18 protein-coding genes and 2 pseudogenes are annotated in these 22,362 nt (G+C 68.8%); 9 read left to right on the plus strand and 11 right to left on the minus strand.

The annotated features are described in order from the left end of the window. Positions 1 to 570 precede the first annotated feature (570 nt). The gene (locus ACTWP8_RS36975; RefSeq protein WP_443326459.1) at positions 571 to 2,970 is read left to right on the plus strand and encodes a Helicase associated domain protein; all 2,400 of its coding nucleotides are present in this window, start codon (positions 571 to 573) and stop codon (positions 2,968 to 2,970) included. Between the two features lie 287 nt (positions 2,971 to 3,257). Here ACTWP8_RS36975 and ACTWP8_RS36980 read toward each other — a convergent pair whose 3' ends face one another. Continuing rightward, positions 3,258 to 3,884 carry an RICIN domain-containing protein gene (locus tag ACTWP8_RS36980; RefSeq protein WP_443326442.1) on the minus strand — a complete coding sequence of 209 codons (627 nt, stop codon included), beginning with the start codon at positions 3,882 to 3,884 and terminating at the stop codon, positions 3,258 to 3,260. Between the two features lie 65 nt (positions 3,885 to 3,949). Between ACTWP8_RS36980 and ACTWP8_RS36985 the strand changes: the two genes are divergently transcribed. Beyond that, complete coding sequence (locus ACTWP8_RS36985; protein WP_443326443.1) at positions 3,950 to 4,147, plus strand: hypothetical protein; 198 nt, start codon at positions 3,950 to 3,952, stop codon at positions 4,145 to 4,147. On the opposite strand, the gene ACTWP8_RS36990 is transcribed toward ACTWP8_RS36985, so the two are convergent. Next, positions 4,148 to 6,898, minus strand: coding sequence for a PAS domain-containing protein (locus ACTWP8_RS36990; RefSeq protein WP_443326444.1), 2,751 nt, complete (start codon positions 6,896 to 6,898; stop codon positions 4,148 to 4,150). A 345-nt stretch (positions 6,899 to 7,243) separates the two neighbouring features. On the opposite strand from ACTWP8_RS36990, the gene ACTWP8_RS36995 reads away from it, so the two are divergent. Further along, on the plus strand, positions 7,244 to 7,429 hold the full coding sequence (locus ACTWP8_RS36995) for a hypothetical protein (RefSeq protein ID WP_443326445.1): 186 nt from the start codon (positions 7,244 to 7,246) through the stop codon (positions 7,427 to 7,429). Between the two features lie 137 nt (positions 7,430 to 7,566). Here the strand turns inward: ACTWP8_RS36995 and ACTWP8_RS37000 are convergent, their stop codons facing one another. The 3 genes from ACTWP8_RS37000 to ACTWP8_RS37010 form a co-directional block, all read right to left on the minus strand. Continuing rightward, entirely contained in the window at positions 7,567 to 8,214 is a 648-nt protein-coding gene (locus tag ACTWP8_RS37000) for a hypothetical protein (RefSeq protein ID WP_443326446.1), read from the minus strand. A 780-nt stretch (positions 8,215 to 8,994) separates the two neighbouring features. After that, positions 8,995 to 9,333 (minus strand): hypothetical protein, encoded by a 339-nt coding sequence (locus tag ACTWP8_RS37005; RefSeq protein ID WP_443326447.1) that lies wholly within the window; start codon positions 9,331 to 9,333, stop codon positions 8,995 to 8,997. Between the two features lie 123 nt (positions 9,334 to 9,456). Next, positions 9,457 to 10,041 carry a YceI family protein gene (locus ACTWP8_RS37010; protein WP_443326448.1) on the minus strand — a complete coding sequence of 195 codons (585 nt, stop codon included), beginning with the start codon at positions 10,039 to 10,041 and terminating at the stop codon, positions 9,457 to 9,459. Between the two features lie 466 nt (positions 10,042 to 10,507). Between ACTWP8_RS37010 and ACTWP8_RS37015 the strand changes: the two genes are divergently transcribed. Then, entirely contained in the window at positions 10,508 to 10,789 is a 282-nt protein-coding gene (locus tag ACTWP8_RS37015; RefSeq protein WP_443326449.1) for a hypothetical protein, read from the plus strand. A 517-nt stretch (positions 10,790 to 11,306) separates the two neighbouring features. Then, a pseudogene (locus tag ACTWP8_RS37020) lies at positions 11,307 to 11,417 on the plus strand (ATP-grasp ribosomal peptide maturase); the annotation flags it as partial. An 864-nt stretch (positions 11,418 to 12,281) separates the two neighbouring features. Here ACTWP8_RS37020 and ACTWP8_RS37025 read toward each other — a convergent pair. Beyond that, positions 12,282 to 13,274, minus strand: a pseudogene (locus tag ACTWP8_RS37025) (aldehyde dehydrogenase family protein); the annotation flags it as partial. Positions 13,275 to 13,304: 30 nt separating this feature from the next. Next, positions 13,305 to 14,660 (minus strand): flavin monoamine oxidase family protein, encoded by a 1,356-nt coding sequence (locus ACTWP8_RS37030; protein WP_443326450.1) that lies wholly within the window; start codon positions 14,658 to 14,660, stop codon positions 13,305 to 13,307. A gap of 61 nt (positions 14,661 to 14,721) precedes the next feature. Here ACTWP8_RS37030 and ACTWP8_RS37035 point away from each other — a divergent pair, with 61 nt between their 5' ends. After that, complete coding sequence (locus ACTWP8_RS37035; RefSeq protein ID WP_443326451.1) at positions 14,722 to 15,330, plus strand: TetR/AcrR family transcriptional regulator; 609 nt, start codon at positions 14,722 to 14,724, stop codon at positions 15,328 to 15,330. Positions 15,331 to 15,478: 148 nt separating this feature from the next. Here the strand turns inward: ACTWP8_RS37035 and tpg are convergent, their stop codons facing one another. Further along, on the minus strand, positions 15,479 to 16,033 hold the full coding sequence (gene tpg / locus ACTWP8_RS37040) for a telomere-protecting terminal protein Tpg (RefSeq protein WP_443326452.1): 555 nt from the start codon (positions 16,031 to 16,033) through the stop codon (positions 15,479 to 15,481). Between the two features lie 6 nt (positions 16,034 to 16,039). Next, positions 16,040 to 18,130, minus strand: coding sequence for a telomere-associated protein Tap (gene tap, locus ACTWP8_RS37045; RefSeq protein WP_443326453.1), 2,091 nt, complete (start codon positions 18,128 to 18,130; stop codon positions 16,040 to 16,042). A 790-nt stretch (positions 18,131 to 18,920) separates the two neighbouring features. On the opposite strand from tap, the gene ACTWP8_RS37050 reads away from it, so the two are divergent. From ACTWP8_RS37050 to ACTWP8_RS37060, 3 genes are read left to right on the plus strand one after another with little or no spacing between them, the layout of a single operon-like run. Further along, a complete protein-coding gene (locus ACTWP8_RS37050) occupies positions 18,921 to 19,283 on the plus strand; it encodes an ArsR/SmtB family transcription factor (RefSeq protein WP_443326454.1) in 363 nt (120 codons plus the stop codon). Beyond that, positions 19,280 to 19,813 (plus strand): SRPBCC family protein, encoded by a 534-nt coding sequence (locus ACTWP8_RS37055; RefSeq protein WP_443326455.1) that lies wholly within the window; start codon positions 19,280 to 19,282, stop codon positions 19,811 to 19,813. Before ACTWP8_RS37050 ends, ACTWP8_RS37055 begins: the two co-directional genes overlap by 4 nt. A gap of 35 nt (positions 19,814 to 19,848) precedes the next feature. Further along, positions 19,849 to 20,373 carry a TIGR03086 family metal-binding protein gene (locus ACTWP8_RS37060; RefSeq protein ID WP_443326456.1) on the plus strand — a complete coding sequence of 175 codons (525 nt, stop codon included), beginning with the start codon at positions 19,849 to 19,851 and terminating at the stop codon, positions 20,371 to 20,373. Between the two features lie 1,378 nt (positions 20,374 to 21,751). Here ACTWP8_RS37060 and ACTWP8_RS37065 read toward each other — a convergent pair. Next, positions 21,752 to 22,024, minus strand: a complete 273-nt coding sequence (locus ACTWP8_RS37065; RefSeq protein WP_443326457.1) for a hypothetical protein — start codon at positions 22,022 to 22,024, stop codon at positions 21,752 to 21,754. Positions 22,025 to 22,066: 42 nt separating this feature from the next. Beyond that, the gene (locus tag ACTWP8_RS37070) at positions 22,067 to 22,207 is read right to left on the minus strand and encodes a hypothetical protein (protein WP_443326458.1); all 141 of its coding nucleotides are present in this window, start codon (positions 22,205 to 22,207) and stop codon (positions 22,067 to 22,069) included. Positions 22,208 to 22,362: the final 155 nt, after the last annotated feature.

Here is a 22,362-nt window from a genome sequence, read left to right on the forward strand (position 1 = left end):
CGGGAAATGCGGCGGCAAGCCGCCGCATAGCGAATGACTCCGCTAACGCTCCGTCAATTCCCGCGCAAGCGCGGGAATCAGAATTCCGCAAGCGGAATTCGATAGCGAAGCGCAATCGCGCAAGCGCGATTGCGAAGGATTCCCGCAAGCGGGAATCCGGGGCTGGCTATGAGGGGCGGGGTGCATCACGCGCGGGCCTGTGTAGGGCCTGGGAATCCCAGCTACCACCCCCGCAATGGAGTTGACGGACCATCCGGCCCAGCGGGTGTCGGCCCCACCGCAGTGAGGGGCTCCCCGCTGCGCTCCACCCGAACTCCTCCCCCAACACCCGAGACTCTACGGCAAACCCCAACCAGACCCACCAGCATGCAAATCCTAACCCCTCGCCATGGGGACTGAACTGGCGAAGCATCATCCCGACGAAGGATGCACCCTCAAGGAGGATGCATCACAGTGATGCACTGTGTATATTCTGGAACCGCACACCACACCGTCTGGAGTTCAACCGGCCGGGAATACCTCTCGCCTGAATGTGCGCCACATTCCGCGAAAAGGAGAAAGCATGGGAAAATGGCCGTGAAGCTGCGTGACCACCAGATCGAGGCCGTTGACGCCATTGTGCGCGGCTTTGATGTCCCTCCGGGAAAGGAGCTTCCCGCAAACGGTCTGCGTGGGCAGGTCATTGCCGCGTGCGGGACGGGCAAGACAATTATTGCTGCTTCTGCGGCGCGCCGGATCGTGCCGCATGGCCGTGTCCTGGTTTTGGTGCCGACGCTGGATCTGCTGACGCAGACGGTGAAGGCGTGGCACGCAGCCGGGCACACGGGGCCGGCGGTTGCCGTGTGCTCGCTGGAGGAGGATCCCGAGCTGTGGAACCTGCGGGTGCGGTGCACCACCAATCCGGTGCGGCTGGCGATGTGGCACGGCTCGGGGTCGGTGACCATCTACGCCACCTACGCGTCGCTGGGCGTGCTGGCGGAGGCCTTCGAGGACGTCTACGGGCAGCAGTTGGCGCCGGTGGACCTGGCCGTCGTGGATGAGGCGCACCGGACGTCGGGATCGCTGGGAAAGGCGTGGGCGGACATCCACGACCAGCAGATCATCCCGGCGGTGCGCAGGTTGTACCTGACGGCGACGCCGCGGATCTGGCAGGAACGGCCGGACTCCTGGGAGGTCGCCGAGGGCGTGCGGGACCGGCTGCCGGAGGAGATGGCGGCCTCCATGGACGACGAAGCCATCTTCGGGCCGGTTTTCTACAAGCTCACGCTCGCGTCGGCAGTGGCCCGTGGGCTGCTCGCGCGCTACCAGATCATCGTCGTCGAGCTCCAGGACCCCGTCGTCACACCGGAGCGGCTGCGCGGGCCGGAGAAGCGGGAAGAGGAGGTGCGCGGGCAGCGGCTCGGCGCGCTCCAGGCCGCGTTGCTGCGCACCATGGCCGACCACAACCTCCAGACCACCATCACCTTCCACCACCGCACCATCGAGGCCCAGGCGTACGCAGAGGGCCTTGAGCAGGTGGCAGCGAAGCTGCACGCGGACAATCCGGAGAAGTACCCGGCGAAGGTCTGGGCGGAGTGGCTGTGCGGCGAGCACGTCCCCCAGCGGCGGCAGGAGGTCCTCGGTGGCTTCGCGACGACGGCCCGGCGTGCGGTGCTGTCGAACTGCCGTGTGCTGGGCGAAGGCGTCGACATCAGAAGCGTGGACTCCGTGGCCCTGCTGGACCCCAAGGGCGCCCCGCACGACATCGTCCAGGCCATCGGCCGGGCACTGCGCCAGAAGCCCGGAGAGGGAAAGCTGGCGTCTTTGATCGTGCCGGTATTCCTGGAACCGGGCGAAAAGCCCGAGGACATGTTCACCTCCGGGTCGTACCGCCCACTCCTCAAGGTCCTGCAAGGACTCAGGGCTCACGACGAAGAGGCCATTGAGCTGCTCGCCATTCCACAGGAGCCGCGCAAGAACGTCGTGGAACCCTCCATGCATATCGGTCCGGAACCGGAGGAAGGCGAAGAGGAATCCCGTCTGCTGCTCCGTTTTGCCGTACCGCGTGACCCAGTGATGGTCGCAGAGTGGGTGTCCTTCAACGTGATCGACACCGAACGGCAGGACTGGGCCCGCGGCTACTCAGCGCTACGCCGGTATGTCGAACGCGAGGGCCACGCACGCGTCCCCTACGACCACAAGGAACCCCCCGGCCCCTACCCCCTCGGGACATGGATCGCAGAACAACGCCGCACCTACGGCGCCGGACAACTGAACGGCAAACGGGCCACACGCCTGGAGGGAATGGGCATGGTGTGGGACGCCGCCGACGCCCAGTTTCAGGAGAACCTCGCCGCCGCGCGGGTGTACTTCGAGCAGCACTGGACGCTGTGCGCGCCCAGGTCGGCGACGGCGCTGGATCGGCCGGTGGGGCAGTGGCTGTCCAACTTGCGGCGCCCGGGTGCCCTAGCCGGCCGTCCGGAACGGGCTGAGGCGCTGGCGGCCATCGACCCGGACTGGAACCCGAAATGGCCGATCGACTGGCAACGCCACTACACCTACCTACGCGAACTCCTAGCCAGCGGGGCCGAGCTGGGCGAGCTGCTGCCAGGCGTCACCGTCCACGGGATGGACGTCGGGCGGTGGCTGGAGCGGCAGCGTCAGCACGCCGTCTGGCACGGCCTCATGCCCGAACAGCGCCAGCGCCTGGACCAACTCGGCATCACACCGCTATCCGCGCCCAAGGACGCCCCAGCAAAGCCGCGCAAAAGCGGTTCTGGGGCCTTCGAGCGCGGCGTAGCAGCCCTGGCGCAGTACAAAGCCCGGGAAGGCCACCTGTCAGTCCCCAGGGGCCACGTAGAGGAGCTTGAGGACGGCACCGAGGTCAAGCTCGGGGTGTTTCTGTCGAACACCAAAACTCGGCGGGCGAAGCTCGCCCCGGCCAAGCTCGCGCAGCTGGCGGCTCTCGGGCTGGAGTGGGCAGCGGCGTGACGCGGCGGCTGCGTTGTCGTTGATCGCACGAGTCCATCACGGCCGGAGCCGAACGGGACGCGAAGCGGCCCCCGAGACCGCCTGCCGCAGCGCGTGAGAGCGCGCAGCGCTCAGACCGGGCCGAAGCGCAACGAAGGCCCGGCACGCAGCAAGGCGGTACAGCGCAGCGGGGGAGGGTCCAAGGGCCCTGGCCCGGTACGGAATCGACCTGCTGCCCTGGGCCGCCACCGTGCACATGCGGCAATGATCCCCGCCGAGCCGTGGGCCACCGGGCCCACGGCTCCTCGTTATTCGCGGGTCAGGTACCACAGTTGGGAGGCGGTTGCGTGTCCGCCGGGCATCTCGCGCAGCGGGGCGTAGTTGTCGTCGCCGTAGAGGGCGGTGACAGCGAGGTTCTCGTTGAGGTAGGGCACCAGGGCCCAGGCGGTGCCGTCGGTGGTCGGCTGGAGCAGCCACCATTGTGCGGACTTTCTCGGCTGGCACTTGGCCAGGTAGACCGAGGTGCCGGCGTCTCCTCTCACCTCGGCGCAGTTGCCGGTGGTGGTGATCGTCCATTCGTAGACGGTGTGGCCGTGCGCGGTCGCGACCGGGGTGAACCGGAAGGTGCGGGGGTAGGGGTGGTCGGCGCGGTAGTACACCTGCAGGTAGGTGCCCTCGTTGCCGCGGGTGTCGTCGGGGATCAGGTAGTTGGTGTGCGCCACGCTGGTGGCCACGACCGGGTCGCCGGGCGCGGCGGCGGGCGCCGGTGCGGCCTGGGCTGGGGCGGTGAAGGGGAGGCTCACCAGCGCCGCCATCGCGGCGCCGAAGGTCAGGACGCGCTGTCGCAGCGACGAGGCCTGGGTGAAGACGCCGGGTGTGGATCGGGTTCCGGATGTGGTGGGGGCACGGCGGATGCGCATGGAGACAGGTCTCATGAGCAGCAGAAAACCAAGGTACGTGCCGTGCGGGGAGCCCTCGCGGGAGTAAACCATGCGATCGGATGGGCCGGGCTCACCGCGGCGATCCCGAGTACGACGTAGTGCGCGGCATCGCCGACAGCACGCCCTACATGCCTCCTCCCGCGCCGTGGCCCCGGTCTTGTGGGAGGGCGTGGCTGTCGAACATCAAATCCAGGCGCGCCAAACTCACCCCCGACAAGCTCGCGGTCCTCGCCGAACTCGGCCTCCACTGGAGCTGATCAGTGCTGTTCGGGGTGCTGTTCTGCGTCCATTTTCACCGTCCGCGCTCCGACCGGCGTGCGCATGACGATTGGAGGGATGGGGCGGGATCCGGGGATGTTGAGCCGGATCCGTGTGGTCCACATGGGCTCGGTCTTGGGCTGATCTGCTGTGGGGACGGCTTCTGCGGTATCAGGAACATAGGAGGGGTGCAGATCTACGCCGTGTTCACGGAGCCAGGTGACTGGATCGGTGGGGGCATCGCCGTTTGGTTTCACTGTCAGGTTCAGGGTCCCGTTGTGGCTGGCATGTGCGTGGCCGATGGGGCGTGGGGCGCCGACGCGGCCGATGATGTCGCCGGTGGACACCTTCCCGGCGGTCTGCGTTATGGATGACAGGTGGTCGTAGGTAATCTCCGTGTCCTCATCGAGCGGCAGGCAGTCTTCGAGCCTCAGAACGAGCTGGTAACCGGAGCTGGACCAGGTGACGCGGGTGATGACGGCGCTGTGCACGGCTTTGACAGGCGTGTTGGTCAAGGCTGCGAATGCCTGGCCGGGGGTTTGAGGGTCGCCTTCGATGAGGGTGTAGGAACCGGCCAGTGGGGCAGCGAATCGAGCGGTCTGCGCCGCGCGGTGCTGCCATAACGGCTTCGGGGGGAGGGCGGGCATCTCCTCTGTGCCACCGCTCGGCAATTCGATGATGCAGGCGCTGCCATCTCCGGGCACGTCACGTGTCTGGAGCGTTCCCCCGTGCAGTTGGACCAGGTTGCGCACCATGGGCTGGTGCAGGGGGCTACGGCTACCGCCCCTGTAGGGGCCGCGTAGCTCGATTCGTACTACTGTCCCGTCGTTTGATTCGCCTGAATCGTCTTGTTGTGTCGCCGTGATGGTGATCGTCGAGTGGCTGCCCGCTGGGCTGTTCCCTTTCGTGTCGGCCGCGGCCATGTCGGCCAGTGTGTGGGCTAGGGCCCGTGCCAACCGTGCGGGGTCGACCTCGACGTCGATCTGTGGAACTGAAACGGAGAACCGGAGGTCGTGCGGTCCGATGAGGACTTTGGCCTCGTTCACCCCTGCTGCCACCACACCGTCCAATGCGACGGTGCGGCGGTTGATGTCTTCTTGCCGGGTGTCCAGTCGTTGATAGTCCATGACGTTGCGCACGAGCATCGTCATCCGGGCGTGCTCGGCGGTCAGCTCGTGCAGGACATGGCTCACCGGTCCCGGCTGCCCGGCCGCCTCGGCGGCAAGGCCTTCCAGCTTGGCTTGGGAGTATTCCAGCGTTCCGCTGAGTGTCTCGTCCATGAGGGCGAGCAGCAGCGCATGCCGTGGACCGAGCCCTTCCAACATCGTCAGCGGTTGTCGGACGGCAAACGTCATCACCGCGCCGACGATCTGATCTCCCTCGTGCACCGGGGCCGTGCTGAGGTCCACTCGTACCGGTCGTTTGTCCTTGGTCCACAGGACTTGGCCGCGCAGTCGGCGTGGGCGTCCCGAGCGAAGGGTGTCGGCAATGGGTGTTTCCTCGTACGGCAGCGCAGAGCCGTCCGCTCGGGTGTGATGCATCAGTGGGTGCAGCGGCTGCCCGCCCAGTTCGATGGCTCGGTAGCCGAGGGCTGCGGCTGCCGCTGGGTTGGCCAGAACTATCCGGCCTGAGGTGTCAACACGGATGATCCCTTCGGAGACGGTGCGCAGAATCATCTCCGTCTGCCGTTGCTGGCGGACTAATTCTGCCTTGGTGTCCTGGGTGCTGGTCAGATCACGTACGACGACCATCAGCAGCCCATCACCGACGTAGCTGCTGCCTCTGCCGGTGAGAACCTCGTCGTAGGTCGGGTCGTAGAAGCTGCGCCCGTCGGCCAGGTTCGCGCTGTGGACTTCGGTCTGTAGTTCGCTGCCGTCGGTGCGGCGCGCCGTCATGCGCAAGGGCGGCTGCCGGCCCTCGGCCTGATGGTCCGAGCTGTTCACTAAGCGCGGTAACCGGTTGATATCGAAGTCGGGCAGCAGTTCGAGCAGCCCCCGCCCGACCAGGCTGATGCCGGTAGCGTCGAAGGTCTCCTGCGCGATGTTGTTCGCGTTGACGACGGTGCCGTTGGCGTCCACCAGGAGCAGCGCGTCCGGCAGGCCCTCGAATAGTGCCGCAAGATCGGAAGAGTTGAGTGGCGGACTGCCGGCGGTCGGCTCAACCGGCCCGGAAGGCGCCGGCGGGTCGATCAGCTCTGCGATTTCCTGGCTCGTAGCCGGCTCCAACGAGCCGTCCCAGCCTTTGGGCTTCCTTCCGTGCGCTGCTCGCCACAGCCGTGCGCACTGCTCTTTCAGGGTTACGGCATTGCGGTCTCCAGCACAGTGCTTGCTGATCAGTTCGGCGAGCCACCACTCCGGCCCGCTGGCGTTGCCCCCGAGTTGTCGGCTGAGCATGAACTTGTCCACCTGCGGGACCGATTTGTCCTCTTCCTTCTTCTCCTCGAGGGCGGTGATGAAGTCCTGCCGGGTTCCGTATGCCTCACGGATGCGGTCTTCCAGCAGGACGATCAGAGCCAGCAGTGGGCGGTCGAACCTCGCCAGCAGAGCCGCGTTCGCGGCCGTGACCTCCTGACGCTTCTTGCCCCGAAGTGCGGCGAACCACTGCGGGTTGCGCTGCGTGAGGATGAACTGCTCGACATTGCCGCGCTTTCCGGGCCGTCTGCGCCGCCGGTCCGCGACCCGATTCTCCTCGTTGCGGTCCTGGTCAGGGCCTGTCGCGTCTGAGCCGAGCACGCCTTCGATTCCCTCCACCTCAGCGGCGTGCAACAACCCCTGCATTGTTGACTGTCTCGCCGATCTGCAAAGTAACGCCTTTGTTCGCTGGAATTCGGGACTTCGTCGGCATTGGAATGAAGACGCGAGCCGCCACCGATCTCAGCGACGGCACGCGCACAGACAGAGGCCCGCACCGCGCATCGTTCGCCAACGCCCACGGCACGGGCCTCGTCATCCCTCCGGCCCAATCACAGGAAGGACCTTCTCCAGGATGCTTGATCATCTGCCTACGGAGGTAGAGCCCCCCACTCTCATGCCGCAGCACCCTGCCGGCCTGGCCCCTGGCGAAGTCGGGCACGACGACCACGAGGACGGTGCGGCATGACAATGGTCCAGGTCCTGACGCTCTTGCTCGCGGTGTCCGTCGCCCTCAACCTTGGATGCGCCTCCGGGATCATCGCGATCTACGCTGGGTCCAGCATCGCCCAAGGCGTCCTGGTCGGCGGAAGCACGGTCGGCGGAGCGATGACGCTTTTTCTCGCCGGAGTCGGCGTCTACCGCCGCTAGCTCCGGTCCAAAAGATCATCAGCAGGGTGGTGGCCTCTCAACGAGAGGCCACGCCCTTCCCGTGGAGCCGACAACCTCGATCGCTTATGCACTGGTCAGGGCGCGGCCGCTATGACTCCTGTGCCTGCTTCATCCGTTCAGGGCAGTCCGGGGCGGGCACCCACCGGCACGAAGGGGCCCGCCCGTGGCAGTACGGGCACACCTCGGTGATGGAGGTCAGGGGCAATCCGTACACCCACCGCAGGCACGGCGTGATCCGGAACAGCCCCTGGTTTCCCCAGCGGCCGATGCAGTGCGGGCAGTTGCGCCCAGTGGCGCTCCGCAGCAGTACGGGGCTGCGTCACCGCCAGCTCCCGGGCCCGGTGGTGCTGGTGGCCCCAGGCGACCAGCGGCTCACTCTCCCGCCCGGCCACGATGCCCTGCACGGCGAACGCCTCCGCGACGCTTGCGAGCCAGGCCTGCCAGGCATCCTCCGTGGTGCGGGATGTGGCTCGGTGTTGTTCCCAGTCCCACATCAGCTCCGCGAGCCGGACCGCCTCGGGGTAGACCACTACCGGGGCGGCGGGACGGCGCCGGCCGCCGAGGGCGTCCTCGCGCTGCCGCCACCTCCCGCTAGCGACTTGTCTGCTCGCCCACCACCACAGTGTGACCTGGTGGGCGCCGGCCACGAGCGCGTCGCCGACCGCGCCCAGGCGATGGTCCAGTGCCCGGTGCCGCAGCAGGGCACGGCTGACCTCCGGGAGCGGGCCGGTGTCGATGAGGTATCCGCCGCGGTCTGCGGCCATCCAGCGGCGGCCGCAGGCGCACGGCCGCCACCGGCGCCCGTAGGACACCAGCCACGCGCCGTCCTCCCGACACAGCGGGCACGCCGGCATCCCCCTCGCCAAAGCCCTGCGGCCGCGACCAAAGGCTCACACACGGCACGGAGGCCTGCAGCCGGTGTGCGGAGTGCAGATGAGGCAGGGCCCGCTCCAGCTGCTTCCTCGGGCGTTCGACCAGCCCCGCCAACTGCCGTACCGAGGGGGCCGACACGAACACCTCGGCCGCGGCCGGTCCGATGTTCTCGGGGAGGGAGAGGCGGCCGCGATGCAGGGCTCGCATCAGCCGGGCAACTGGGATCCCGTTCGCGCTCGCGGTGCGGGCGAGGTACGACAGCGTGGTCTCGCCGTGGATCAGCGGGACCCGCAGCGGCAGATCCGCCACCGTAACCGGCCTCCGGCCGACGCGAGCCCGCGCGAGCGAGCCAGCAGTGCCCATGGTCATGAACCAGACCGTGACACACCCCGCGCACCGCGGCAGGACGAGCGCTCCGGTGCCAACAGGCATGGACATCACGCCACGCGGAAACCCAGAGCCGACGCCGCAGATCGAGTTCGGCGTCGTGCAGACCGCCCGGGTGCACCCTTCCGCCACGCTCGACGCCCAGCACGACACGGGGCCACCGCCTGTGCGCGGTGGAGTTCGGCGATCGCCCCGGCAACGTCGGGGAGGTCGGACAGGTCAACATTCCTCGGATTGGCGGCGTAGCTGATCAGCCCGAGAAGGCGATGCACGATCTCGGCTTCCTACTGTTCGCGCTGCCAGCCGGGGTCGGCAGCGGAGCTGCTGCGCGTCTGTGGGTCGTTGCGGAACCTCTCGTCTTCGGCGAGGCACTCCTTCAGGGCCCGGGGCCACACCAGCCGTACGGATTCTGCCGAGTCCCGGCTCCGCGGTCTCCCATCGCTGCGGATGTCGGCGACGGCGGTGGCCGCGTCGATGATCCGGCCCTCGGGTGAGCGGTCGACGCGCTCCTGGAGGTCGTCAACGGCGGCCAGCTGCGCCGCCAGGCGGCGGATCAGCTGCGCGTTGCGCAGCGCCCACTGCCGCTCAGCGCGGCGGCTGCGGTGTTCGCGGGCATGTTCCACGCGCTCGTTCTGAGTACGGGGCAGGGTGCCGTCCGGGCGCGGCGGGTGGGCACGGCTGAGCTGCGTCCCTCTCGTACCGGTTGGTGATCCGCTTGTACGGCCCAACCGGCCCGTCCACACGGTCTACCCTGGCGGCTGTCCGGGTCCGGGTACCGGTTCGAGCTCGGTCACTTCGAACTCCATCCGGACCTCGTCGGCCAGCCGCAACGCGCCCAAGAACGCGGTGTAGGGCTTGATTCCCCAGGTGGATTGCGTGACGGTCGCCCAGCCGCGCAGCAGGCCGTCGCCATCGCTGTTCCCGTGCACCGTCACCGGGTGTGTCCGGCCCTTGATGGTGAGGTCCCCGGTGATCTCGAAGGACTGAGGCGTTCCCGCGATGCTGGTGGAACGGAAAGTAATCGTGGGATGCTGGGCGGCGTCCAGCAGGGCCTTGCTCCCCAGTGTTCGTTTGATGTCGGCCCGGTCGGCATCGGTCAGTGGCTTCAGCCCGCCCGTCCCTTCCCGGACGTCCAACGAGCCCGTCTCGACCGTTACGGTCACCGACGACTTCTCAGGATCGCTGACGGCAACCACCGCGTCCCCGGACCACCGGGTGGCCTCGATCGTGAGGTCATGCCCCGCCTTGCGGCCCAGCCCGGCGCGGCTGGTCTTGATCAGTAGTCGGCCGGTCGACGGGCCCAGGCGGTACTTTCCGTCCGTCAGTGTCACAGCGCTGACTGTACGTGACGGGTGCGGCCAGGCTTTCGAGGCAGCAGTTCCGGCGCGTCCCGCCTTCACGTACCGAGCACGCCGAAGCGGGACCGGACACCTGTCGCCCACCACACCGCCGGACCACCCGGTCAACGACCGCATGCAGCCGGGGCCGGGGCCGAGGCGGGCGGTGCCGAAGGCCGCTGGGCGCGCCTGCCCGAAGAACACCGCCGGCCCGCGCAGCATGGTCTGTTCCAGGCCGGCTCCTGCCTGAGCCGGGTCTACGGCAAACCCCTCACTTCCCGAGATCTGCCCCCGCTGCGGCGGGCGGAACCCGGCCTGGCGCTGGGCACCCTCCCCCTCCTGCACCGTCCCCGCCGTAGGAGTAAAGCGTCCGCTGACGAGGGGCACACCAGCCCCGTCCGCCTACGCCCCTCGGCCCTTGCGATCAGCAGGTTCCCCGACAGCCGCCTACGGTCGAGATATGCACGAGATCGTCCTCTATGAGCTCGACAAGCCGGTGACAGCGCGCACCTTCGCAGGCAAGTCAGGAGCTGAGGGTCGACCGGTCCGCCAGGTGCATGCGGCACCTGCCGCCCCGGGAACGACCTCGACCCCCGGGCCGCGAACCTTGTGCGGCAAGGACACCTTCGACATGGAGGCGGCCACGTGGAAGCCCTCTGAGCATCCTGGTTCCTCGTGGTACACCCCGAAGTACGCGGACCGGGTCTGCTCCGCCTGCGATTCCGCGATGAACGACAGCTGACAGCCCGGGCCATGTGACCACCGCATCGTCCCGGCCGGACGGCGACGCTGCCCGGCTAGGGCGGCGTCCTGCATGCCGATCCGGACGCAGGCTCCTGACGCAGCGCGTGCCAGCACGGGTGGCCGCCCCCGGGGGGCGAGTGACCGGGTCGGGCCGGGTCGTTGAACGATGCGCATGGGGTTCGGGTGGGCTGCCGCGGTGGCTCATCTCCCTCACCGGGCCGACCGCCGCTGCCCGTGTGCTTCAGGCGTTGGAGACCGGCGGTCCTTGGAGTCATGGTCATCCCTCGGCGCCTGCCGGGCAGCTGCGGCCTTGCTCGACGTGTCGGCGGCCAGCCTGACGGTCTGGCATGACGCCGCCACCCGGATGCGCGGGAGCGCAGATGCCCGCTCACACGCCGACGTTGAGGAATCCGGGCGCGGGCATGCCGCTCCGTGGGTGCGTGATTTCAGGCTTCTTGGAAGACCAGGCCGAACGAGGCCAGGTAGCTGTGCAGCGCGGACTCGATCGGGGCACCGAGGTCCCCAAGACCGGCGATGTACGGGTCACCGTGGTCGGGCGGCGCGTCTTCGCGAGCCGGATCGAGGCGCCGGACGGTGCCTTGGACTGGCGCCGCGGCGACTGGAATTGGCCGTCGTAGAGCTGGTGGGTCTGGGCAGTTCCCTGGGCTCCTGGGCGGGTTTCGTGGGGGCACGCGTCTGGCCGAGGCGTGGTGGGGCGCATGCCCCCCTTTTCGTGGCGGGAGGCGGTCAGCCGCGTATGGCGGAGGCGAGGAGGGCGGGCAGTGCCTGCCATCGTGGGTGTGCGGCGAACTCGGTGAGGAGTTGGCCGGTGCGGGCGGCGGTGGTGTTGGTGAGGAACCACGGAGGCTTCGGGGAGAGGGACGTCTCGCCGTGCAGTACGGAGCGTGGTGCGGGCCGGAAGGGGCCGGCCACGACGGTGCGTTCGGTGTGGTCCAGGAGGAGGGCGTTGTGGACGACGCCGATGCCGCTTTGCACGTCGTCGAGGGTGTGTCCGGGGAAGGCGCCCCAGGTGCGCGGGGGGTGGCGTAGCCGACGCCGGTCCAGGCGTTGATGGCGATGGTGCCATAGCGCAGCACGGCGACCGCGGTCCGGAGGCGGTGGCCGAGGGCTTTGATGGTGTCGGGGTGGGCGATGAGGTTGGCTCCGAGGGTTCCGTGGAGCCGGTCGTTGGCGGCCGCGACCGCGGCGTTGAGGAAGTCGGCTCCGGTGCCGGGCAGCTCGGTGACGCCGAGTACCGGTCCGAAGTACTCGGTCGAGAAGGCGGACTCGTTCTCGTCGGTGAGGTCCAGGTTCGTGAGGAGGGTGCGCTCCGGGGTGCCGCCGGGCTTCTCGGCGTCGGGATGGAGGTCGCGCGCGGCCTGGACGCGGTCCTCGCAGCCGGGGTACCAGGCCGGGCGGGCGGGGGCGGTGGCGAGTGCCCGTCGGAGGGCGGTGAGGAAGGCGTTCTTCTGGGGCCAGTCGGAGCTGAGGATGAGGATCTGGCCGGCGATGCAGTTGCAGCCGCTGTTGTGCAGACGCATGGTGGCGACGTGTTCGGCCTGGTGGCGCAGGTCCGCGTCAGACCAGGGGCCGGGGAGAACGATGATCGGAGCGACGCCGCCGAGTTCGCTGGTCATCGGCTTGTCCAGCTTCGGCGTGCCCACGGCCCTGTTGGCGGCCGCCTCGTCACCCGTTCCCCAGACCACCGCGTCGTGGGTGGCCTCACTGCCGGTCATGTGGACGGCGGAGATGCCGGAGTGCTCTGCGAGAGCCGCACCCACCTCGGGGCCGCCGGTGACGATCTCGACCAGGCCCCGGTCGGTCATCGGCTTGAACACCGCCCGGTAGACGTCGGTCAGGGGGTCGGTGGTGGGGTTCAGCTTGAGCACGGCGGTGCGGTTCTCGGCGTACAGCTGGTACAGGACGTCCAGCGGCGGGATGGAGAAGATGTTCCCGGCGCCGAGGACCAGGGCCACGCCGTTGGTCTGTCGCGGTGTCCTCTGCCCGAGGCCCGCCTTGGCCCGCAGCTCGTCTTCGGTGATGCCGGGGGTCGTCCAGACCTCTGCGTGGAAGCCGTTGAGGAGCAGCTTGTCGTAGGTGTCGTACGGCAGGATCTGGACGGCGAGCCGTCCGCCCGGGGCCGGGGTGATGCGGGTGCCGGCCAGGACGTCGGTCTGCTCGTCCAGGCGCCGCAGGGTGTCCTGGAGCGCCTGGATGTAGGTGATCATCGCGTACGGGCCGCTCAGCCACTCCTCTCCGACCAGGGGCGAGGAGGCATGGAGCTGTTTGATCCCGGTTGCGGTCCGCACCCACTGGTCGGCCACGGCCGCCGTGGCGGCGGCGACGTCGAGGAGCAGCTCGCGCCGCTCGGACAGGGAGGTGCGGGCCCAGGTGCGCTCGCCGGAGGCGAGTCGCGCGATGAAGGCGTCGATGTCGGGGAGGGGGCTGGGGTTGGGGCTGCCGGTGGCGGGGTGGATGTTCATGATCGGGGCCTCGCTCACGTATCGGGAGGGTCAGGAGAGCTTGGGGAGGATCTCGTCCGCGACGCGGTGGCCGGATTCGGCGGCTCCGTCGATGTAGCCCGCCCACTTGGTGGCGGTCTCGGTGCCTGCCCAGTGCAGGGGGCCGACGGGCTTGCGCAGGGCCGGACCGAACCGGGTGAGGGCGTTGGGTACGGCGAACGCCCCGTAGCATCCGCGGCTGTACTCCTCTTCCGCCCAGTCGCGTTCGATGTAGGCGATGGGGTTGCGGGCCCGGGGGCCGAAGTAGCCCACGAGGTCGTTGATCACCTGGGCGCGCCGCTCATCGAACTCCATGCGCGAGCAGGTGTCGGCGTGCCGGCCTTCGAGGAAGCCGACGAGCACGCCGGGAGCGCCGCCGAGGGGCGTGTTGTCGAGCACGGTGCCCAGGGGACGGTCGGTGCTGTTCGCCTGGCCGCTCAGGCCCGCGTGGCGCCAGAACGGCTCGCCGTAGGCGACGTTGACCTTGATGACCCGGCCCATCGGCATCCGCTGGACGAGCTGGTCACGGTCGCCCGGCAGGCCCGGGGTGAAGCGGATGCGTGCGGCCAGCGGCGGCGGCACCGCGACCACGGTCCGCCGGGCGCGCACGGTCAGGCCGCTGCGTCTGACGACGCGGACGCCCGAGGTCTCCCACTCGATGTCGGTCGCCGGCGCGTCGAGGACGACCCGGTCACCGAGTTCCTCCGCCAGCTCCAGCGCGATGCGCTGCGTCCCGCCGACCACGCGGTCCTGCTGCGCCCCGCCGGCGGCGTTGATCAGCGGGTCGAGGCCGCCGGCGCCGCCGACGTAGAAGGCGGCCCACAGCGCGGACATGTCCTCCGGCTCGGCGGAGAACACCGCCTCGGTCACCAGCCGGAAGAAGGCACGGCCGCCCGCGGTGTGCGCGGTCTTGCGCAGCCAGGTGTCGAACGTCTGGGCGTCCAGTTCCTCGGCGCGGGGCGCCCGCCACGGATCACTCGCGGCGACCTGGCGCGCGATCCGGTCCAGGCGGTACTGGGCCTGCCCGATGTCGGCCAGCACCAGCGGGTTCATCTTGGGGACCCGCCCCGTGTACTGGGAGCGGGAGGATCCGAACTCGGCGATGTGCTCGCCGTCGACGTAGGTGGGGTAGGTGCGCAGCCCCAGTTCCTTGATCAGTGTCAGCACATGGTCCTGGCCCGGGCCGACCCACTGTCCGCCCACCTCGATGGGGGCGCCGCCGGGCAGCTCACCGTTCAGAAGCCGCCCGCCGACCCGGTCGCGGGCCTCCAGTACCAGCACGTCCGCCCCGCCCTCAACCAGGTCGCGGGCGGCCACCAGGCCCGCCACTCCGGCCCCGACGACTACGACGTCCACTGACTTCTCCATCACCGTCACCTCTCATACAGAGCGCATCTTACATACAGAGCGTATGTGATATCCATGCTGCATGGAAACGCTGCGAGAGAAGTACGCGGAGAACACCCGCCGGACCCTGCTCGACACCGGCCTGCGCCTCTTCACCGAGCGGGAGTACGCGAGCGTGTCCGCAGAAGAGCTGGTGCGCACCGCCGGGCTGACCCGCGGCGCGCTCTACCACCACTTCAACGGCAAGCCCGGACTCTTCGAGGCCGTCTTCGAAGAACAGGAGCGCCAGGCCACCGAGCGCATCAGGACGGCGATCGACTCCGTCCCGGACCCGCGCGAGCGTGCCGACCGTGCCGTCGACGAGTTCCTCGGCGTCTGCACCGAACACGCCTACCGGCACATCGTGCTCCAGCAGGGTCCGATCGCCCTGGGCTGGCAGCGATGGCGCGAACTGGACCAGCGCCATCTCGGCGGCCTGGCCCTCGACATCGTGAACACCGCGCTCGACGCCGGCCTCGTCCGGCCCCACCCGGCCGAACTGATCGCCAGAGCGTTCTACGGCGCCCTCACCGAACTGTCACTCACGATCGCAGAGACCGACGATCCCGACCAGGCGCGAAGCCAGGCGGCCAGCCTCGTACGCGATCTCATCGGCGGGCTAGTGATCAACGGCAGCTCACCGTCAGCGTGACCGCCTTCACCTGCCCGCATCGACCTTCGACTGACCCCTCAACGACCGGTCGAGCCGCCGTGCGCTCAACAGGCCAGGCACGACACTCAGTGGCCAACTAGAGCGCTCAGTCACAAAGGTGCCTGGACTTCCGGGAGCCTCGGACTTTTCAGAACGGCACGTCGAAGTAGTCGACGTCGGTGAACTCGACTTCCAGGCCCTGGGCGCGGGCGCCATTGTCTTTGAAATACACCTCTTGCAGTCCCTCAGCGACGATTTCGCGAAGCTGTCGGTCGCTGGCGCCCTGTTGCTGTGCCTGGAACAGGCGGCTGGCGTACTCCGGCGGGAGGTGCACCGTGAGCCGCCGCATCCGTGGGTCGTCGGTCGTGCCGATCGGCGCGGTGCAGCCGAATCGGGCCCGGGTCTCGATGGTGATGCCCGTGGCGGCGGCGGCCTGCCGGCGGCGGCGCTGCCGCACCCTGGGCTGCCAGCGTCGGAGGACCTCGGCATTGATCCGGTCGGCGACGGCCCGGGGCGGCTTGTTCCGCCGGCCGGTGAGGTAGCGCTCCACGGAGCGCTGGGTGACCCCGAGTAGATCGGCTACGGCCTTGGTGGTCTTCAGCTTGGCGAGCAGGAACTCCACGCGCTTCTTGGTCGACTTGGGCGGCTCGCGGGTGAAGACCTCCTGGTCCGCGCGGTGGAGGGCGTCGTGGATGTCCGTCACGGGTTATTACTCTCCTTCGTCCATGACGGCGTCGCCGCCCTTGATGTGGCGGGCGGGGTTGTAGCCCTGCTCCATCAGGTCTACGGCCCACGCCATCTCCTGGACCCCTTCGACCTTGCACAGGCCCGGGGTGGGTCCGAGTCGGAAGGACCCGGGGAGCGGCTTGCCGGAGGTGGTGTAGGGCAGGAAGTCCAGCGGCGAGGGGCCCTTGCTCGGGTAGACGACGCCGTCGGACAGCACCGCGAGCGGGTACAGGCCGGTCGCCTTCGCGGTCTTGAGCATCTTGCGGTGCATGTTGACGCGGGCCTTGCTGATGACAGCGGCGCGGATGTCGGGGCGCCAGGCCGGGCGCTCCAGGGCCGGCCACCGCTCGCCGTCGCGGTAGTGCCGTCCTTGCGGCCGCTCCCTGAGTTTGCCCACGCCGCCCTTCACCGTCGCCTTGATCGCGGCGAGAACGGCCGCCAGGCCCGGGTCGACCTGCTTGTGCTGCTCCATCGCGGCGAGGAACGCGGCGTCGTCCAGGTCCTTCGTGACGCCCAGGTCGGCCATGGTGTCGACGTAGGCGGTCTTCAGCCGGTCGTGCCACGGGTCCAGGTAGGCGCCGGTCTCCCGCCGCAGATACGCCTCGATGGGCTGGACGTTGTACCCGAGTTCGACGGCGTAGGCGACGGTGTGGGTCTGGTACCAGGCCGGGCCCTCGGGGCGCTGCCCGGTCGGGGTGAACGGGCTGGGGAGGCGCGGGTCCAGCTCGATATGCGAGAGGTCCAGGTACCAGGAGCCGGGGATCTTCTTGTCGAACACCGGGCGAGACACGTGCTCGGGGCCGGACAGGCCGACCACGAGGCGGGCGGCGGCCGCGAGGAAGGCCGTGTTGATGTCCAGGCCGATCGCGAAGGGCAGCAGGCACTCCTCATCGGACAGCAGCTGGACGTCGCGCACCCACTGGTACGCCTCCTCATCGAGGAACCCGCACTCCCAGCCCTGCGCGACCGGATGCTCCTTGGGGGCCTCGGGCGGGGCGGGGTCGACCGGCTCGGCGCCGAGGGAGCCGGGGTTGTGCCCGGGGATCCACTGGCCGCTGGTCTCGTCCTTCACCGCGCGGGTCGGCGGGCGCAGCGCGGTCATCAGCTCCAGCCCGGAGACGGCGGTGGAGCCGCGCGGGGTGATGACCCGCTGGGCATAGATTCCGAGGACGCGGGCGATGTCCTTCGGCGGGAGCCGGTCGACGCCAGGCCACGAGCGGGAGTCGAGCGCATCCCAGGACAGGACCGCCAGCTGCACGCACTGGCGATGGTTGCCCTGCGCGGGGCGGTAGATGCGCGCCCACGGGCCGAACCCGCGCTGGGTCAGCCGCCACTTCGCCTTCGCCACCTGCTTGACGACCGGATGGTCCTCCGGCAGGCGCAGCGAGCGGCGGGCTTCGGAGCCCTCCAGGCGCTCGGGCAGCCCGAGCTTCATGGCGGCCTTGGCGGTCAGCACGATCAGCGGGTCGGAGTCCCGGCCGTTGCGGTGCAGGCGATGCGCACCGAGGCCGGACTCCTTGAGCGTCCACTGCACCAGCTCCGGGATGGTCGTGGCCGGGCAGTCCAGGATGATGCCGTCGACGCCGTACGCCTGCCCGTCGCCGTCCAGAACGGCAAGCGGCCCGTGCTGGTAGGGGGCGGCGGCGATGTTCGGCACGGCCCGCTTCCGCGTGGGAGGCCGCGACGTCGCCCGGGGTGCGGCGGGCCATTCCGGCTGCGTCGCGGCGGCGGGTTCGGGCGTCGCGGGCGCGGTGGCGGTCGGTTCCTGGGCGGGGGCGGTGAACGTCTCCGGGACCGGCGCGGGCGTGGGCGTGGTGGTACCGGGCTTCGGGTACCTCTCGGCCCAGCCCTCCAGCAGCCGCTGGTACGCCTGCAGGCGCGGCGGCCGCGGCTCCGAGCGCCCGTTCTCCCAGTTCTTCACCGTCTGCAGCGTCGACTTCAGCGCGTGGGCCAGGCGGGCCTGGGTGATGCCGGCCGCCTCGCGCAGCCGGGCCCGTTCTGCCGGGGGCGGCAGATGCGGCTCCTCGTCCAGCAGTGCGTCGACGGACGCGAACAGCTCTTCCTCAGTGGCCATGCTCTCTGCCTCCCCACCGAACACCAGCAGAATTTATCCCTAGCTTTAACCCATGCATTTAACCCGTTCGAACCATGCAGTATGAGGCGTCCTCGCTGACCGGCCGGGCAGTTGCCCTGCGCCACCGAACCTTGAGTGTGTGCCACCGAACGTTGATCGCAGGTCTTTCGTGCCAGCGAGGATTGATCGCCCGGTTCAGGCCCGGCGCGTTGTTGCGTCTGCGGGTGACGCGTGATGCTCGACGAGCGCGGTCGAGCAGAGCAAGGTCTGGGTCGCGCTCAAGGTTCGGTGTGCGGCGCCCTATCCGGGGGCGGAACGCTCACGCACGGGGTGGCCTGCATGCACGGAGGGGCAGGAATCAGCCAACTTCCCAACGGAAGATGCTCCCCGGCCGGTCAAGCGCGCCTTCGGCGGCGCTGCGCGCCGGCCTGCGGCCACCCTGGACAGTCCTGACCAGCCCGAACGACCGGCGGGCTATCGGGCGGCCCGAGGACGCTGGCGCGGACGACGGCGTAGCTCCGTCCTCCCCAGGGCCACGACGACAGCGACCGCGACCCGAACCCCGCCTCGCTGAAGGTCGGCACCATCACCGTCGACAAACGGATCGCCACGAACTGGCACACCTCTGCACAGGACGCCGTGCCCGGCGACGGCAACGACGGCCGACACCCGGCAACGGACGCCTCTCGCCGCGCGGACGACGGCACGCCGCTATTCAACCGATTGGTTGACAAGCCGGAACCCCGACTGTAAGGTATTTAACCAATCGGTTGAATGTGAGAGGTGCGAAGTGGCCGACGACCGGCTGTCGCTGGTGTTCTCCGCACTGGCCGACCCCACTCGGCGCGACATCGTGGCCCGGCTCGCCGCCGGGGACGCCACGGTCAACGAACTGGCCGAGCCGTACGACGTCACGGTGCAGGCCGTGTCCAAGCACATCAAGGTCCTGGAGGACGCCGGCCTGGTCAGTCGCAGCAGAGACGCCCAGCGGCGGCCCTGCCACCTCGAGGCAGAGGTCTTCGACCTGATGACGAAGTGGATCGAGCGCTATCGGCGCGAGGCGGAGGACCGTTTCCGCCGCCTCGATGCCCTCCTGGAACAGATGGGCGAGCAGCCGGCGACGGACACCCCGAGGAAAGAGGCGGCATCATGAGCACCACCGACACGCCCCACCGCAACGAGACACGGATCGTGGCCGACCCGGATCTGCCCACCATCCTGATCATCCGGGAGTTCGACGCTCCGCCGGAGCGCGTGTTCCGGGCGTACACCGACCCCGATCTGGTCGTCCAGTGGCTCGGCCCGCGCCGGCTCACGATGCGGATCGACCAGTACGACGCGCGCAGCGGTGGCTCCTATCGCTATGTGCATCGCGACGACGACGGAACCGAGTACGGCTTCCATGGTGTGTTCCACGAGGTGCGCCCCAACGAGCGCATCGTGCAGACCTTCACCTACGAGGGATTTCCGGACGGCGTCAGCCTGGAGACCGCCGTCTTCGAGGACCTCGGCGGTCGCACCCGGGTCACCGGCAAGTCGCTCATGGACTCCATCGAAACCCGCGATTCGATGCTCAAGAGCGGCATGGATCACGGCGTCCGCGAAGGCCACGAGCGGCTCGACGAGCTGCTCGGCGGCCAACAGAGCAACAGCGCCGACCGACACACCGAGACGGGATCCTGATCATGGCGAGAACAGCAGCCGATGAGCACCGCACCGTGGCACGCGTATTCACCGACCGCGTACGCGGCACCGATCCAGAGGCATGGGACAACCCGGCGCCGTGCGAGGGGTGGGCCGCCCGGGACGTCGTCCGTCACCTCGTCGAGTGGTTCCCCGACTTCCTGAAAGCCGGCGCCGGAGTCGAACTGCCGAAGGGGCCCTCGGTGGACGACGACCCGGTGGCCGCCTGGGCGACGCACCGCGATGGAGTGCAGGCCCTCCTCGACGATCCGGCCACCGCACACAAGCTGCTGTCGAACCCGCACATCGGAGAGATCCCACTGGACCAGGCGGTCGACCGGTTCTACACCGCCGATGTCTTCCTGCACACCTGGGACCTGGCACGGGCCACCGGCCAGGACGAACACCTCGATCCCGCCAAATGCGCCCAGTTGCTCGACGGGATGCTGCCGCTCGACGACGTGCTCCGCGCGAGCGGGCAGTACGGACCGCGGGTCGAGGTGCCGGAGAGCGCCGACGTCCAGACCCGCTTGCTCGCCTTCATCGGCCGCAAGCCCTGAGTGCGTGCAGGCATGGAAAGGACGCGCTTCGCGCGGCGACTACAAGAGCAAGAGGCGCCCTCTCTGGGCCCGGACCTGTGCGGCCCTCAAGGCTTGATCGGCACTCTTCTCTGGGCGTGCAGGTAGCGAGTTCGGCGCTCCTGGGGGCTGTCAGGCCGTTTCTCGGGGCTGTTCTGCTTGACCGCAGGCAGTGCGGAGCGTCGAGGCCAGTGTCGAGGTATGGCCGCGACACATCCGGAGTTGTGGTGCTGGGTGTGCGGACGTGGCATCACGTACAAGGGCACAGGGCGACACCCCAGGTACTGTTCGGCGAGCTGCAGGCAAAGAGCGTACGAATGGAGACGGGAAGATCCTTCCGAGGCGGATCATGTCCCCCCGCCCTACTTCGAGCTGCCTCGCCGGCCGATGAGCCTGGATGAGATCATTTCCGTTCTGCGCCAAGCAGAACGAAAAATCGCAGATGATCAGATCTTCCATCGTGACAGCGAGATGCGGTGGGTGGGCCCTGAGATCCACTTCGGACCCGGCGGCGCCTCTGACACCGAGGTGGAAGAGGCCATCAGGCGCGTGGAAGAGGCCATCAGGCGCCTCGCCTCCCAATTCGCTCGGGCTCGGCAGCGAGGTATCGAGGGCAGAAGGACCGAAGGTAACCAGGGATCATGACGAAAGCCTCTGACCTGGTATTTAGCTCAACTTTCCGGTGTTCCGTCAGATGCCTCTTGCGCTGCGTTCACCGGTAGGAGATCGTTTTTTCGTCGCACCGCGGGTTAGCCCAGCTCTTTCAGGAGAGCTGGGCTTCTTTGCTGTTCGAGGCCTTCGCGCTCCTGAAAGGGCACAGGGTCCTCACGTCCGTGAGGGCCTACGTAACAAGGCCCGCCCGCGGATGTGGAGTCGCGTCGGGCGGACCTTGGGACCCTGGAGGCCCGTCTTGACCGTACACATTGACCTGACACTCTTGGTGATCTTTGGAGTTTCGTGCTTCGCCGGGTATCTCGTGTACCGCCACAGCTGCCGGGACAGGCTGGGTGTGCCGCAGCGGGGTGACCTGGGCGCTGCGTTCACGGTTGAAGCCCCAACCTTCACCGCTCTCGCCTTGTTGCTTGGGGTGTCCAGCGGTAGCCCTGCCACTCCGCAGACCACCGCGCCGCCTCCCTCGGCCACCTCTTCTCCGATTCCGGGCAGCAACAGCGGTGCGCAGCCGCGCCCGGATTCCAGTGGTGCTGCCGGCGGCCCTGTAGGGCCGCCCAGCCGCAGTCCCTAAGAGTTAACCGCGTGCGACCAGGTGATCAGTCGACAGCGGGCATGCCCGCGGGTGGCAGGCGCAAGCCTCGCCCACCGGAGGTGGCGGTCCTAGCTGGGGGCGTTGGATCCAACGGGTCTACAGCGGGATCAGGCGCACGGCGCGGTCCAGGGCGCGCAGCAGATCGGGCTCCCATCCGGCGCGCGGGATATCCAGGGCGGCCAGGCCAGAGGCGCCGAGCGTGGTGAGCGGCACCCGGTGTTCGATACCTTGCCGCCAGACCTCGCGCAGGACGTGGCGGGCCTCGTCGAGGGCGGCGCGACCGATCGTCGCGGTGTCCTGAGCGGTGGGCAGGGCGGCGAACTGGCGGCCAACCTTCTCCAGCCAGTCCATCAGCACCAGCCCCACCATCGCGATGCACTACGCGCAACGAGCCAACACGAACTACCTCGCCTACCCATCGATCGGGAAGCGGTAGACCGTCAACTGCCGGGCCTGGAAGCCCAGATGTTCATACAGCCGGTTCGCCGCCACACGATCCGGCCGGGAGGTAAGATCAACTGTCCGGGCACCCGCCTCCTGGGCGACCCGCAAAGCCTCCTGGGTGAGAACGCCAGCGACTCCCTGGCCTCACGCACCACCGTCAACGACCACACCATCGACGCGAGCCCGCAAGCCGGACGACAAGGGCAACAACACCAGAGCCAGGATGCCGACGATTGCGTCAGTCGTTCGGGCCACGAGCACTG

This window comes from Streptomyces sp. 7N604 (assembly GCF_052245475.1).
GTDB lineage: Bacteria > Actinomycetota > Actinomycetes > Streptomycetales > Streptomycetaceae > Streptomyces.

Bases quoted from the DNA above. Each gene is read 5' to 3' on its own strand.
- ACTWP8_RS36975 (WP_443326459.1), top strand. From the start codon at position 571: ATGGCCGTGAAGCTGCGTGACCACCAGATCGAGGCCGTTGACGCCATT.
- ACTWP8_RS37065 (WP_443326457.1), bottom strand. From the start codon at position 22,024: ATGGTGGGGCTGGTGCTGATGGACTGGCTGGAGAAGGTTGGCCGCCAG.
- ACTWP8_RS37015 (WP_443326449.1), top strand. From the start codon at position 10,508: ATGCACGAGATCGTCCTCTATGAGCTCGACAAGCCGGTGACAGCGCGC.
- ACTWP8_RS37035 (WP_443326451.1), top strand. From the start codon at position 14,722: ATGGAAACGCTGCGAGAGAAGTACGCGGAGAACACCCGCCGGACCCTG.
- ACTWP8_RS36995 (WP_443326445.1), top strand. From the start codon at position 7,244: ATGACAATGGTCCAGGTCCTGACGCTCTTGCTCGCGGTGTCCGTCGCC.
- ACTWP8_RS37000 (WP_443326446.1), bottom strand. From the start codon at position 8,214: ATGGCCGCAGACCGCGGCGGATACCTCATCGACACCGGCCCGCTCCCG.
- ACTWP8_RS37055 (WP_443326455.1), top strand. From the start codon at position 19,280: ATGAGCACCACCGACACGCCCCACCGCAACGAGACACGGATCGTGGCC.
- ACTWP8_RS36980 (WP_443326442.1), bottom strand. From the start codon at position 3,884: ATGAGACCTGTCTCCATGCGCATCCGCCGTGCCCCCACCACATCCGGA.
- ACTWP8_RS37030 (WP_443326450.1), bottom strand. From the start codon at position 14,660: ATGGAGAAGTCAGTGGACGTCGTAGTCGTCGGGGCCGGAGTGGCGGGC.
- ACTWP8_RS36985 (WP_443326443.1), top strand. From the start codon at position 3,950: ATGGGCCGGGCTCACCGCGGCGATCCCGAGTACGACGTAGTGCGCGGC.
- tap (WP_443326453.1), bottom strand. From the start codon at position 18,130: ATGGCCACTGAGGAAGAGCTGTTCGCGTCCGTCGACGCACTGCTGGAC.